Genomic DNA, 12,936 nt, shown 5'->3' with positions numbered 1-12,936 from the left:
TCAGGACCTAAGCCTCTTCTGAAGGGCGTTCGGGTCTGCGAGGCTAGGGCAAACCAAATGCGGCCAATTGCCCGACCGCTTGACTGACATGAAGGCGAATCGGGGTAACGGCCATGATTCGAACACCGGAATATGTGGCAGCGGCCAGCCATAACTCGATGTTTTCAACAGCCTCGGTTCAGTCTGCGGTGCACTTGCGCGAATGCGAAAGCAGTTGTCCTGCAAGGTTATTACTCGCCGGCGGCGGAGCGGGATATAGGTTCGCATCACGTATGGATGGGCGGCATGACTGCAGTCCACGTGGGTCCTGACCAATCACCGGAGATGACGAATCGGCGCCGGCCACCTCGGCTGTCGACGGTTGTCCTCCCCGCTCTGACACTGCTCGGCGTGCTGCTGATCGTCGCGCTCGCGCTGGCTTCATACCTCGCCGCCCGCAGGCTGCCGTTGCCGCCCACTGGCCCCGCCCCACTAGTCGAGGGCTCCGTCAAATCTGGCACCAGTGCAATTCGTGAACTGCCCGTCGGGTTGCCGCCCGGCCATAGGATAGCGAGTGTTCAGGATGTCTACCCTTACGCGGTGGCCGCCCTCGGCGTTCCGGGCGCGCAAGCGCTGATGGGTGTGGTGTCGTCAGCGGCCGAGCTTGCACCAGACACGTCGTCTCATCCCAAACCGCATGGCTTCTTCGACTATCCGTACCATTACCCGGCGTTTGAGCCGATCCTGGCCGACGCGCCCGAGGCCTCACTTCGCCGCAATGCGACCGCGCTGGCGGCGGCGCTGACCGAGCTCGCCGGGCAACCGCAAAGCCAACCGCAAGCCGGCTACATCATGCGAGGGGCGGCGTCCGCGGCTTATGCCTTGCTCGACCGGACACGCACCTCGGGCGGCTGCGACGCGCAACTCGACCTACTGTTGCTCGTGGCCGGCGACTCGTATACCTCCGCGGAGATCCTGGCGGGGGAGTACCGGAGCAGCTCGGCCGCATGTCCGAATGACCCGACGCCGGGCTGGATCACGGGGCAGGCCATGATGCGCAGACTCGGGCATGTCGAGGAGCAGCTTCCCATTCGTATCGACGACTATGAGCGCACCGATCTCGCCGCGGCGCTTGCGACCTTCCAGGGTTTGGTAGACCGGTTTCCCCGAGACACGTCGGTGGTCACCGGGCTCGGTGACGCCTACCTGCGAGCGGGTCTGCTCCTGCTGTCGAGCAATCCGTTCACCGCGCGCGACGACCTTCGGCTGGCTGTGGCGCAATACGACAGGGCTGCTGAACGAGGTGATCGCCACAGTGCAGATCTGGGGCGCGCCCGCGCTCTTATCAGTCTGGAAGATCCCGAGCGAGCGATGCCGCTTGCGACGCGCGCCGTTGCTGATTCGCCTCATCCCGGTGCCGCACTTGAGGTTCTGCTGGCCGCCGAGCAGGCTGCCCACCATTTCGACGCTGCACAGGAAGTCGCTCACCGCCTCGAGCGGTTGGGGTCAGCCGCGTATCCCGACGCTGCGGTGTTCTACCCAGCGCCAAGTACATCCGAGCGGGGCGAGCGGTTCGATGGAACACTGCCCCTGTCCGTGGGGGCAGACACTCTTGCTCCTTTGGACGTCGACTTGACGCCGGCGGGCGGTCGTGGCGGTGGGCTGGTCGAGGATTTAGGGTTTATTCCCCAGTACCGTGACGCCCGTCCGATGACCTCTACGCTCACCGATTGTCCATCGCTGGCGTGGCGGCGAGACGCGATTATCGCCGGGCAGGCCGCGTCGGCGCTGGTCGACTGGCCGGCCGAGTTGCCGGCCAGTCGGCCTAACCTGGTGCAATACGGGTGCGGCGACTTAACAGATACTCTCCGCTCGATCGCCGAGTTGGCCGCTCACCAGCCACTCACCGGACACTCCTCTCTCGGTAGAAATGAGCTCACCGACGAATGGCAGAACATGTTGCGCTGGGCGGGAGATCTACCCGGCGCCAGAACCGTGGTAGCGGCTTGGGATGACCTCAAAAGAGACGATAGCCCGCTGCCGGCTCTACGCCTGGGTGAAGTGGCGTTCCGCCAAGGCGCTTACAACGAGGCGGCTGCCCAGTTCGGCGTAGCCGCGCACCGGGCGCATGTGCGGCCATCGCACGACGACGACCTCAACGCGGGACGGGCCGAGCTTGACCGCGGGGCCGCGTTGTTGAAGGCCAACCGGAGCGCAGAGGCACTCGCCCTGCTGCGCCCACTCGAAGTGGTCGGCACGCGAGGCTACGCAATACTTCAGAACTCGAACATGAGCCGCGATTCGAGGCCTGACGCAGCGGCGCAGTGGGCGACCTTGTCCTACTACGCTGCCATTCAGCTCGGCGACTACGAGAGCGCGACCGGTGATCTACACGGTGCGATCGACGACTACAACTTGGCGGCGAGTTGGGCGGATAAGCTGCGGCAATACCATAGCGTCCGGCCCGAGGTCGTGTACAACAATCTCGCTTTGGCGTACCTCGGCGCTGGAGCGACCGGCTTGGCAGCAGCCAACGCGGACAAAGCAATTCAAGCCGACCCCATGGATCCGGTGTTTCTGATGACTGCCGGATCCATCGCGGACCGCGCGTGCAACACAGGGCAGGCGGCCGATTACGACCGACGTGCCTTACACAGCGACCCGGGTGCGTTCCCTGCCGCCAATGATCTGGGCGTCGAACTTGCGCGTAAGCGCGACTACGCCGCTGCGGAAATCGCGTTGCGCCAAGCAGTGGGAGCCAAGCCCGACTACGCCCTCGGCTGGTTCAACCTCGGTGTACTCGAAGCCCATAGGGGCCCAATGTATTTGCTGGCTTCCCAGGGGGCGTTTGCGAAGGCATTCGCGCTCGACCAGACGCTGAAGGATCGACGTCATGAACTGACAATCGACGGCGAGGTGTACCGAACGGCCCTTGACCTGTCCCAGCCGATACCACCGCGCTGGAGCTTCGCGCAAACCCAGAAGACAGCGCCGGTCGCCCCGGCCGGCGTGCTGACCGTCGCACTTCTGGCCGTCGGGCTGGCCCGGGTATCGAGCCAGCGCGGGCGCGACTTCGGCAAGCGCTGGTTCGATCCAATCAGCAATCGACTGGACAACATTCGCGGCCCGGCATGGCTGCGGCCACCCATTTGGGCTGTCGCCGCGACCGTCGTTTCTTTCGCCGCGGCCTATCTGCGTCATGTCGGCAGCCCGACCGAGATGGTCGCCTATTCGTTAGGGATCATGCTCCTGGCCGGTGCGACGATGTATGCGCGGATGGCCGTGGCGGCACGAGCCAAAGTGTCGGCGGCGCAGATGTCTTGGGTTCCCGGGTTACTGTTCGGGCTAGTCACCAGTGCTCTCGGTACTCCGTGGGCACCGCTTCCGGTGACCAAGGCCGACCCGCAGTCCCACCGCGTGCACCTCGCCGCGCCGGTCACACTGGCAGTGCTCGCCGTCATCCTCTTCGTCGAGTCAGCCTGGCTGAATGTGCCGCTCAGTGAATCGTTCGCGGTCGCAGCACTCATAATGGCCGGATCGATGCTCGTTCCGGTCAGGCCCCTGGACGGAGCCAACGTCGGCAAGGCGGGTGTAGTCGCGGCCGCCGGGGTGGTCGGAGGCGCCCTTCTCGTCACCCTTGGCATCGTCTGATTGTCATATCGGACCGAGATGCGCCCAATCACCACCCGCATCACCCCGCAGTGGGTGACGTAGAGGTTGTCACCTTTGATCCTGAACCCGGTCGGTCTGTGGCCGCCGGCGAAGGCATCGATAACGATGGCTACTCTTGCCTCGGCACGGGCGGATCAAGTCAGATCACGACTCGACGGTTGTTGACATCACCGGTGTTTGTTGACGTGATCGCGCAAAGGGCGGCCCTCATCCTCGGCGCGGCTTGGCAGCTGCGATCACGGTGATGGCCAAAGCGATCGCCCCGACGACGACGAGAGGGTGCCACCATTCTGCGCCCAGCCAGTACACATGGGCGATGACTATGCCGTGATCACCGAACAGCCAACCCCGTACGACACACGTGGTGAGGGAAAGCGTTGCGCCGACTAGGGTTAGCGAGAGTAGTGCGAATAGCAGCCGGCTAGAGAGCTGCCAGGTCCCCAGGGCGATGAGATAGCCGCCAGTCCCGGCCATGATTAGGCCGGTGACCCCAAACAGCGTGCCGGATTGAATCGCGGCTGCAGCACCCAGCACGAGGAGCACGGCCCCGACGATGATGATCGACCTAGCAACGCCTTTGGTCACCGACACAACGTGATATCCACCGAGCGTCAGTGTTCGCAGGGTAGTCAGCGCAGGCTTGAGGGCGCCAGGCAGCTGTCGCACGGAGCCAGCCGCCCCGGATACCGCCGCGGCGGCTTTCGTGATGGTCTGTGCCATCAGGGGTGAGCCCTTGTCGGTGGCGAACGTCTCGCATGCGACCGGATCTTCGTTCAGGAGAGCGTATTTGGCGTCTCCTGGGCTAGCGGCCAAGACCTTCTTGGCCCATGTTCGGGAACGCGTGGGGCTCCAATCCGGTTTCTGTCCTGGTTGTGGGTCGATCACCGAGTTGGCCAGCCCGTCCAATTCCTCGTCGAGGACTCGTTGCTGCCATGCTTGCGCCAGCCACAGCGATGTCTTCGGAATGCTACGCGGTATCGCCGTCGATGGGTCGTCGAGGAACGCAAGTTCGTTTAGCAGCATGTCCTCGGTCAGATACTGGCAGCGTCCACCGCCGGCATCTGGCAGGCGGTAGCCCGAACTCGGAAACTGAGGTGCCCCAAGTGTTTTGAGTCTTCGCAAAAACCATTGCGCTCCGGTCTCGTCCCCGTCGGCGCTCTTCTTGCGCTCATGGACATGAGCCTGGGTAGTCCGCAGCACACGGCGCGGGTCAAGCAGTACGTGGACGAGCCATCCTGCGCCGTCGAGGCGACCCCACATCCAGTCGTTGGCGCGCCATGACCGTTTGTAGAAGGCGCCGAAATGATGGAACTGCATGCCGGTGAGCTTTTGCTGGGCTGTCTGCCAGTCAGGTGCGAGCAAATTGCGCGTATCGGCGCTGAGTTGCACGAGGTCTAGGGATTGCTCGACGTCTGCGTCGGCCCGAAGCATCGCGCGCTGAGAGGCGGCCAGGTCGAACAATTTCGTTGCCACGGTCCGCGGGTTGCTCGCAGGTCTCAGATAATCGAGGTATGTAGCGAGCTGGCTGGCTGCAACATGGTCCTGTGCGAGCAGGGAATCTGCCTGGGCGCCAGCGGTGGACGATGCGCTTGCGGCAAGTCGCTTCAAGGACGGGTAGCCATCGACGAAGACCCCGCCAAGCCTTTCCCATGCTTCCTCTTTCACCGCGGATTGTTCGAGATACTCCGCAGCGAGCAGGCTGGCCGCGTTCTGAAGTGACTCTTGTCGGACCGCGGGGTTGGTGCACACCTTGCGAACGAGCTCACCAAGATCGAACGGTTTGGGTGGTTGGCAAGCTCTGAAGATTCCTTGGATGATTTCCGCAACGGCAGCGGTCTCGGCGTCGGACTTTGCGAGCTGGTATGCCGCCTGGGCGACGGTGATTGCCAATGCTTTCACTAGGTCACATGCAGGTTGGCCATACCGAGCAAGATCGGCTGCAGTCTCGGGGAGTGGGCGGTTGGGCGGCTGCGACCAACCACCCAGGATCGAATCTGTGATCTGTCGTCGGCACAGTGTCTCGGGGTCGCCTCCGACGGCTAGGTCGTCCTTCCAGGTCTCGGGAATGCTTTCGGTGGACTCGCTCGGCGCTGGAGGCCAGGTACCGAGCTGGCGCAGCAGAGCGTGGGTAATGGCGTGAGCCTGTCTGGTCGCCTCGCGGGTTTGGTAGTCGGTCAGGAGGGCCGTGGTGAGAAGGCGCGATCCTTCAGGCAGTCTTGCCGCTAGCTCGGCCAGGCGCAGTCGGGTGTCGGTTCGCGCTTGCATGCGGTCTTGTTGGGCTCGAATTGCCCTCAAGTCCGCCGCGATCGACTGTGTCGTGATCGCGGCCAAGTCCTTGAGGAGCCCGTCAACAAGCCCAAAAGGCTTGCTGACGTCATCCGATGGAGGTTCTTGCACCAGGTCGGGTGCTGGACCAGAAGAAGGCACCACGAAGAGAAGCAGCCGGCGTACCGACCTGGAGGCTGGACGATCGAAGATCCGCTGGAGTAGCACGTCGATGGGCCGGTTGTCGAGCAGGCCACCATCGGTAACCCAGTGCGGGCGGGTGAGATTGGTGAAGGGCGCCATCGCCGGCCGGGCTGGAGCGGCCCCCTTCTTCGCGGTTCCGGCTGTGAAGGGGATGAACGAGGGTTCGAACGCGACGGGGAACGACGCAGAGCTGCGAGCGGCCAATGCGAGTGCCGGGAAGGTGCCGTTCTTTGCGAGGTCGGTCTCGGTGAAGGTGAAGAGACCGCGGCGGTCGACGTCTTGCACGAGCGTGCCGAATGAGTCTGTGAACCTGCTAGTTTCGCCGGTCAGCAGTGTCGTCGTGATATAGAGCGTGGTGGAAGGGGTGCAGGCACCCCCCGGAAAGGCCGAGGGCGGGAATGGCCCGATCTCGAGCTTCGGAATCTCCGTCGCCAGCGCGGCAAACATGCGTTCGTCGCCGTACAGCAGGGACGGTGTGTTCTTGTCTCTCGGGTCTCGAATGAGATCAGTCAAAGCCCCGAGGTCTAGCCAGAGGTCACGAAGCCCGCCGAGGTCCGACCCCTGGACTCGCGACGACGCAAGCACAGCCGCGTTGATGCCACCTGCGCTTGTCCCAGACAGGACATCGACGTCGACGACCATGTCGAGCAGGTCGATGAGTTCGGCGTAGAGCTTCAGGCAATCGGCCGATTCTTTGGAGAGATTGCTGCGCGTCGGGAACGGTTTCCCGACCCTGCGCCATTGTGACGCCTGCGAAAGCAAGTTGATCTCCCGCGCAACGCCTGCCATCCAGATCGCGAGACTGACACCGCCTGTCATCGTCGTGGCGAGTCGGAGTTCCTGCGTCGACTCCGTCACGGGTGATGGCTCATAAAGTGCCATCGCACTCCTCGATGTACCAAGTTTCGAGTTACCCCGACCGGACGAGAGCTTCCGAACCTAGATTGCCATGATCCCGACGACCTGCACGAGTGAATGACGCAATATGGTCGCGCTCCCGCGAAGGCGGCGAAAATTCAAGAAACGCTGACTTGGCCCACAAGGCCTCGCCGGTGATTGAGGATCGCGCCCAAACTGGCTAACGCGATGTGCTGCGCGAAGTCGCGGGCCCCTACGGCGCGCCTCGACTGCTCTTGACGCCGTCAAGACTCGAAAGCGAAACCGCTGGCAACGAGCGGGACTGAACTGGGCCGAAATGGAACGAACGGGCAGATCAGAACCCAAAATGCCTGGTAGAGCATCGGGTTCGATTCCCGGCAGCTCCACTTAGAACATGCCTGCTCACCCACGCCGCGAGCCATCGGGTTCATGCTGACGGGTAGCGAGATCGCAAGTCGCGATGAAAGGCAGCTGCGACGGCGGCGATGATCCGCTAGCTGACCGATCGGTGCCATTTAGCATGACGTTCTCTCAAGAGCATTACACATCTCCACTTAGATAGTCCCTGCAAATTTCTACCTGACCCGGCGGGGCGGGCATAAGCTCTGGCTGTCCGGCGATCGCAGAGATAATGGGAGAGGCGCGGTGTCGCATGTTTCTGGCGTTGCCGGAGATGATGTCGGCCGAGGCCGCGCGCGTGGCCTCGATTGGTTCGGCGGTCAGGACGGCGAGCCAGGGCGTGGCGGGCGCCACCACCGGTATATCGGCCGCCGCTGCGGCCGAGGTGTCCGCTGTGATCGCCGAGTTGTTGTCCGTCCACGGCAGGCTCTACCAAGCTCTCGGCTCACAGCCGGTGGCTTTTTCGCGGGCGGTTTGTGCAGGCATCGACCGGCGCGGCCGGTGCGTATGCCGCCGCTGAGGCGACCAACGCTTCGCCTCTGGCGACCTTGAGCAGGCGGTGCTCGGTGTTCAGCAGGAAATCCAGCAGCTCCCCACGACACTCGCGACCGGATTGAACCGGGAACTCGACTGTCTAATTATTGAGCCAGGTTCACCGCTCTTAGCTGTACCGAGACCGGAATAGTCGCGCCAGCGTTGCGACCGGTGGCGCCTGCCTGGATGCACTCAGCCGCCGATTTCAACAACGCATTTCCCTAGCGTCGTTCGGGCCGCGACCCGCGTCAGCGCCTCGGGGACCTCACCGAAAGGCACCGTCTCTAGGATCGTTCGGCGAAGTTCGCCGCGGTTCACCAGGGCCGTCAGGCCGTGCAGAATGCCCTCAACGTGCTCGCGCGAATAGCCGGCGGCGAGGACTCCGACCAGTGACGTGTTGGTCAGCGTCATCATCGCGACGTTGACGGTGGGCCATGTGCCGCTTGCGAATCCGACGGCGAGGTGTTTGCCGTCGCGGGCGAGTGCGCCCATCGCGTTTGTTCCTTGCGCGCCGCCGACGGGGTCGAAAATCATGTCGACACCGTGCCAATCGGTGAGCTCGCGTAGTACCTGGGCGAGCGGCCGTCCATCGGCGGCGGTGTCGCCCCTGCACACCACCGCATGGTCGGCACCGTATGACCGGCAGAATTCGGCCCGGGACTCGTCGCCCGCGACCGCGACGACCTCGGCGCCGAGGGCCTTGCCCAGCTGAACGGCGGCGATTCCACTGCCCCCGGCGGCACCGAGGACCACGAGCCGTTGGCCTGCCCGAAGCTGACCGCGGTCGACCAGCCCGATCCACGCGGTCATGTTGGGGATCCAAAAGCCTGCGGCGGCACAATCATCCATCCCGTCGGGGGCGGGGAGGACGGTGTCTGCCGCGGCGAGCGCCTCGCCGGCGAAGGAGCCGTTGCCGTTCATGAAGTCGCTGACACCCATGACCCGGGTGCCGAGGGACAAGTCGACGCCGGAACCGACCGCGACAACCGTGCCGGCCAGTTCCTGTCCGGGCGTGAACGGCACGGGGGGCGTCAGCGGGTAGGTGCCGCGGCACATCAGGACGTCCGGCAACCCGATTCCGGCCGCGGATACCTGGATCTTCACCTGGCCCGGCCCCGGATCGGGGAGCTGCCGCTCCACCATCCGCATGACGTCGGCGGGCTCGCCGGCCCCATCCACCTGCCACGCCTTCATCGGAGTCCTCCGGTCGACGGTATTGCCAATAACGATCACACCATGATTACACTGTGATTTCATCGATTGGAAGGGGTCGGGAATGGCGTGGGACTTCGAGACCGACCCCGAGTTCGACGAGAAGCTTGCGTGGATGCGCGAATTCATCGACACGGAAGTCATCCCTCTCGAACCCATCCTGTCGGAGCTGCCGACCGCGGAATGGGCGGCGGTCAAGCGCATGCTGCAGGACCGAGTGAAGGCCCAGGGACTATGGGGGATGTTCCTCGACCCCAGCCTCGGCGGTTCGGGTTCCGGTCAGCTCAAACTCGCGCTGATGTCAGAGATCATCGGCCGCTGCATGGTCTCGATGGAGTTGTTCGGCGTGCAGGCACCCGACAGCGGCAACATGGAGTTGCTCGCCCATGGCGCCGACGAAGCCCAGAAGCAACGGTGGCTGTATCCGAACCTGCGCGGGGAGATCTCCAGCGCGTTCGCGTTGACCGAGCCCTTCCTCGCTGGCGCCGATCCGACGGTGATCGACACCACGGCGGTGTTCGACGGCAACGACTGGGTTATCAACGGGCACAAGTGGTTCACCACCAATGCCTCGTGCGCCGACATCATTTTGGTTGTCGCCGAGACCGATCCGGCCGGTCGTCCGCATCGGCACGCCTCGATCTTCGTGGTGCCGGCGGGTACGCCCGGGTTGCAGATCCTGCGCGAGATTCCCACGATGGCCCACCCGGATCCCGACTTCGGCCGTCGCGGCAACCACGCCGAGGTGGTGTTCGACGATTGCCGCGTGCCCGGCGATCATCTGATCGGGGCCCGCGGCGAGGGGTTCCGGCTGGCGCAACAGCGACTTGGCGGCGGCCGCATTCATCATGCGATGCGCTGGCTCGGTCAAGCCCAGCGTGCCCTTGACATCATGGGGGAGCGGGCGGTGTCTCGGCGATCGCACGGCCGGCTGCTCGGCGAGCACCAGATGGTGCAGGACTATATCGCCCTATCGCACATGGAGATTCAAGCCGCACGCCTGCTGACATTCCAGACGGCGTGGAAGATGGATCGGGACGGGGCCGGCGCGGTGCGCGCCGAGCTGGGCATGGTCAAGGCGCATGTGTCCAAGGTGGTGCTGGCGGTGCTCGACCGGGCAATCCAGGTATGCGGAGCGTTGGGATATTCCGGCGATCTGCCCGTCGAGCAGTGGTACCGCATGACCCGTTTCGGTTCGATCGGTGACGGCCCGGACGAGTTGCACAAGTCCGTGCTGGCGCGTCACGTCCTCAAGAAGTACCGACCCGTCGAGGGGTGGCCAACCGAGCACCTGCCCTCGCGTCGACCTGCCGCACAACGGAAATGGTCCGAATTGTGCGAGGCAGCAGGTGTACGTGCCCAATGAGATAGAGCTCGACGCGGAGCAAATCGTGGCCGCCGCGGTCGACATCCTCCGCGAGGGCGGCCTCGATGCGGTCAGCATGCGCAGCGTCGCCGGGCGCTTGGGGGTGACCCCGCCTCCGGTGTACGCGCGGATCGGCAACAAGGACGCCCTATTGGATGCGATCGCCGAGCACTTCCTCTCCGACGCCGCGCCTGCCGTGCAGCCCGACGAACCCTGGCCGGACTACGCCCGACGGTGGACGCAGCAGATACGCCAGCGCCTCACCGCGGCCGCCGACAGCAGGCTATTTCTGCAGGTGAAGCGGCCGACGTATCTGGAGGCGACCAGACCGCTGTTGAAATGCATGCGCCGCGACGGAATGTCGCGGGACGCGGCGGTTCGCGCGTGCCGCCTGCTGACGTGGGCGACCGTGGGCTTCGTCGCGATGGATCACCCGCCGTCGGCCGCATCGTCTCGACGCCGGAACCGGCTGGCCGGCAGTGACCCGGAGGGAGTGACTGCCGAAGAGATCGGCGAATTGTTCACGTCCCACATCGACTACCTCATCGAGGGCATCGCACGCGAGGAAGGCATGCGATGAGCTGGGCTGCGGTCGATTTCGACGTGCGGCACTTCGCCGCATGGTTGGCTGAGAAAACCGGCGAAGATGCCGACCTCGAGGTGAGCGCGATTCGCGGCGGCGGTAGCTGCGAGATGTTCCGCGTCGACCGGCTCGGTGAATCGTGGGTGGTGCGGCGCGCCCCGCGGACCGCGGTGTCCGATACGGCCCACCAAGTCGTTCGCGAGGCGCGCATCATGAAGTCCCTGGCGGCACAGCGGGTTTCGGTGCCTCACGTGCTGGCGTGGTCCCAAGACGTCAGCGTCCTCGGGGCTCCGTTCTTCGTGATGTCTTTCGTCGACGGTGGCGTCATCCGCCGAAACGGATTGCCAGCGCAACTGCGCGACGACCCCGGCTCGCAGAGTCTGATCGGTGAGCAGCTCATCGACACGCTCGTCGATCTCCATGCGGTGGACTGGACCAAGACCGTGCTTACCGAGATATCGCGCCCGGCGGGCTTTTTGGACCGGCAGGTCGATCGTTGGATGACTCAACTCAACAGCTACCGGGTCCGCGACCTCGCCGGCGTCGACGACATCGCGCGCTGGCTGAAGACGAACATGCCCGAGCACGGCGAACTGACCGTCATGCACGGCGACTACAAGGTGGACAACCTGATCTGGGCGCCGGCCGCGCCACCGAGGGTCGCCTGCGTCGTCGACTTCGAGATGACCACCGTCGGCGACCCGCTCATCGACCTGGCGTGGGCCATGATCTTCTGGCCCGAAGAGGGCAACTCCATCGCCCTGGCCGCCCCGGGCACGCCCAACGGCATGGCGTCCGAATCCTGCCAGCCGCCTTCGGAATTGGTGAACCGCTACGCGGATGCCACGGGACGCGACCTGTCCCGATTCGGGTGGTATCAGGCGTTCAGCGCATGGAAGCTCGCCATCGTGCTCGAAGGCTCCTACGCAACGTTCCTTCGCGGTGAATCCCGCAACCCACTGCACGAGGTTTTCGGGCCTATTGCCGACCAACTCCTCCTGCGCGCCGGAAGGTTCGCGCGATGACCGATCCACTGTTCGACGTCAGCGATCGCGTGGTCCTGATCACCGGTGGCAGCCGGGGCCTCGGCGCGGCGATGAGCCTCGGCCTCGCGCAGCGCGGGGCGCGGGTGATCGTCGCCAGTCGAAAGCTGTCTGCGTGCCAGGAACTCGCCGCCCGGATCACCGATGCGGGCGGTCAAGCTCATCCGCTGGCCTGCCATGTCGGTCACTGGGACACGCTGGACGCCGTCGTCGATGCCGCCGCCGCGCTGTGGGGTCGGCTCGACGGCCTGGTGAACAATGCCGGGATGAGTCCATTGGCTCCGTCGCTGCTGGAGACCTCAGAGACGTTGTTCGACAAGGTGATCGGCGTCAACCTCAAGGGGCCGACGCGCCTGACGGCGCTGGCCGCTACGGCCATGGCCCGCACCGGCGGGGGATCGATCGTCAATGTCAGCTCGCTCGCGTCGGTGAGACCCACGCCCGTCACGACGGTCTACGCCGCGGCCAAGGCGGGGTTGAACGCGTTGACCACCGCGACCGCCATCGAATACGCGCAAGTGGGTGTTCGAGTCAACGGAGTCATCTGCGGAACCTTTGACACCGACGCGGCTTCGGGCTTCGTGCGGGACCCTGCTCTCCTGCCTGACATCCTGCGACCCATCGCACTGGATCGGATAGGACGTCCTGACGAAATCGTCGGCGCCGTGATCTATCTGCTGTCCGATGCCTCGAGCTACACCACCGGATCGCTGATGACCGTCGACGGCGGCGTCGCTGTATGACGCGTTGTCTCCGGTTGCGGCCTGCTGTTGATGCGATCAACACATGTTTTCGCAGCT

General features: G+C 64.5%; 8 protein-coding genes. 6 read left to right on the top strand and 2 right to left on the bottom strand.

The features are described from left to right. The first annotated feature begins 390 nt into the window (after positions 1-390). Positions 391-3,630, top strand: coding sequence for a tetratricopeptide repeat protein (locus AC5Y7V_RS11385; protein ID WP_499880114.1), 3,240 nt, complete (start codon positions 391-393; stop codon positions 3,628-3,630). Positions 3,631-3,858: 228 nt separating this feature from the next. Here AC5Y7V_RS11385 and AC5Y7V_RS11380 read toward each other — a convergent pair whose 3' ends face one another. Continuing rightward, positions 3,859-7,002 (bottom strand): patatin-like protein, encoded by a 3,144-nt coding sequence (locus tag AC5Y7V_RS11380; RefSeq protein ID WP_499880113.1) that lies wholly within the window; start codon positions 7,000-7,002, stop codon positions 3,859-3,861. 649 nt (positions 7,003-7,651) lie between these two features. Here AC5Y7V_RS11380 and AC5Y7V_RS11375 point away from each other — a divergent pair. Beyond that, positions 7,652-7,918 (top strand): PE family protein, encoded by a 267-nt coding sequence (locus AC5Y7V_RS11375; protein ID WP_499880112.1) that lies wholly within the window; start codon positions 7,652-7,654, stop codon positions 7,916-7,918. A gap of 206 nt (positions 7,919-8,124) precedes the next feature. Here AC5Y7V_RS11375 and AC5Y7V_RS11370 read toward each other — a convergent pair whose 3' ends face one another. Beyond that, positions 8,125-9,126: an NADPH:quinone oxidoreductase family protein gene (locus tag AC5Y7V_RS11370; protein ID WP_499880111.1), complete on the bottom strand. Its 1,002-nt coding sequence runs from the start codon at positions 9,124-9,126 to the stop codon at positions 8,125-8,127. A gap of 82 nt (positions 9,127-9,208) precedes the next feature. On the opposite strand from AC5Y7V_RS11370, the gene AC5Y7V_RS11365 reads away from it, so the two are divergent. From AC5Y7V_RS11365 to AC5Y7V_RS11350, 4 genes are read left to right on the top strand one after another with little or no spacing between them, the layout of a single operon-like run. Next, positions 9,209-10,510, top strand: coding sequence for an acyl-CoA dehydrogenase family protein (locus tag AC5Y7V_RS11365; protein WP_499880110.1), 1,302 nt, complete (start codon positions 9,209-9,211; stop codon positions 10,508-10,510). Beyond that, positions 10,500-11,090: a TetR family transcriptional regulator gene (locus tag AC5Y7V_RS11360; RefSeq protein ID WP_499880109.1), complete on the top strand. Its 591-nt coding sequence runs from the start codon at positions 10,500-10,502 to the stop codon at positions 11,088-11,090. Before AC5Y7V_RS11365 ends, AC5Y7V_RS11360 begins: the two co-directional genes overlap by 11 nt. Beyond that, on the top strand, positions 11,087-12,118 hold the full coding sequence (locus AC5Y7V_RS11355) for a phosphotransferase family protein (protein WP_499880108.1): 1,032 nt from the start codon (positions 11,087-11,089) through the stop codon (positions 12,116-12,118). The genes AC5Y7V_RS11360 and AC5Y7V_RS11355 overlap by 4 nt, the downstream gene beginning before the upstream one ends. Next, positions 12,115-12,879 (top strand): glucose 1-dehydrogenase, encoded by a 765-nt coding sequence (locus AC5Y7V_RS11350; protein WP_499880107.1) that lies wholly within the window; start codon positions 12,115-12,117, stop codon positions 12,877-12,879. The genes AC5Y7V_RS11355 and AC5Y7V_RS11350 overlap by 4 nt, the downstream gene beginning before the upstream one ends. Positions 12,880-12,936 lie beyond the last annotated feature (57 nt).

The organism is Mycobacterium sp. NGS34, assembly GCF_059812845.1.
Note: the sequence above shows the minus strand (reverse complement) of the source record. Positions and strands in the feature narration are given on the sequence as shown.